At 31.1% G+C, this 1,250-nt stretch carries 1 protein-coding gene; it reads right to left on the reverse strand.

Features of this window, described 5'->3' with window-relative positions; all coding sequences use genetic code 11:
• The coding region (locus J582_RS25290) for a TorF family putative porin (RefSeq protein ID WP_032048482.1) at positions 1-427 on the reverse strand (427 nt) is incomplete at its 3' end.
• Positions 428-1,250: the final 823 nt, after the last annotated feature.

Consider the following 1,250-nt stretch of genomic DNA (forward strand, 5'->3'; position numbering starts at 1 on the left):
CATTAAAATCTAATCCATTTTTGCCATCGTAACCAATACCGTTACGGTCAAAACTATGGCCCGAACCAATGTAACCATAATGGATCACACCTACATCATAAGTTGGCGCAAGCTTATCGGATAACTTTAACGTATTGGTATAACCCAAAGCGACATCTGTTTCAGTTGAGTTACCTGTTACACCAAAATCAACACTTGAACCCCAAAGTGATAAATAAGCACCTGATTTATGAGAAAAAGTAAAACCACCTTGAATGGCAGGGTTATTTGAAGATTGTGTAACACCACGGAAACGATAATCTGTGGTTGCTGCTACGCTACCTGTTGTCGTGATTCCATAGAAAGATGGAGCACTTTCAGCCATAACCATGGTTGAACCTGCTGTGAGTACGCCGACTGCTACTGCTTTAAGTGCAAATTTCATCATTTTGATCTCCCCCACAATGAACGCACGATTTAATTGAATTAAACAAATTTTGTTACTTAAGCTTTAGCAATTGCTGTGCCAAGTCCATATTTCGTATCGCTGGGCTGCATAAGTTTTGAAATCAAATTCTTTTTAAAATGAAAATATCGCCTAACGCTCATAGAAATATATTTATAAAAAACAAATATATAAAATAGATTTATTACAAATCTAAAAATACTCAACATAGAAAAAACCCCTTATCGGAAATTAGTAACCGAGGTAAGAAGTATTCCTTTGATACGCGTAAATTTTCTATTTAGATCTAAAGTTGAGATATAAAAAGTATGTAAATTATTGAAGGCGGTAGATGAAATGATCTGTGATTGAGCATTTTTGCTTACTTCATTTCTGTATTTATTTCTGAGTTAAAGTCGATGAACTATTTTGGGTCTTTTTTAGGCACCAATATAAATAAAAAAAGTACTGCACAGAATTTATGCAAAATATCGCACTAGATTTGATCAGTTCAATTAAATTCTATTGGCTTATTATAACAATCGGTTCATATATACAGTACTTCTAAAAATAATGTTATACAGTAACAATTTATAAGTAGGCTTAAAATAAATCGTTGAAAAAATCAACTCAAAGCAAGGTTAAAAAGTAAACATATCCAGCAAAAAAGGATAAAAAATGAACACAAGAATCACGTATTTTTTGAAGTTTGACTATAAAATAAATGGTAAAAATCAACTAAAAAATAAATTACTTTTTTTATTTTAAACAATACATTAAGTACAAAAGGCTATGAGTAAATTTACTAAATAACATTATTTTTAGA

This window comes from Acinetobacter sp. 1566109 (assembly GCF_000582255.1).
Lineage (GTDB): Bacteria > Pseudomonadota > Gammaproteobacteria > Pseudomonadales > Moraxellaceae > Acinetobacter > Acinetobacter nosocomialis.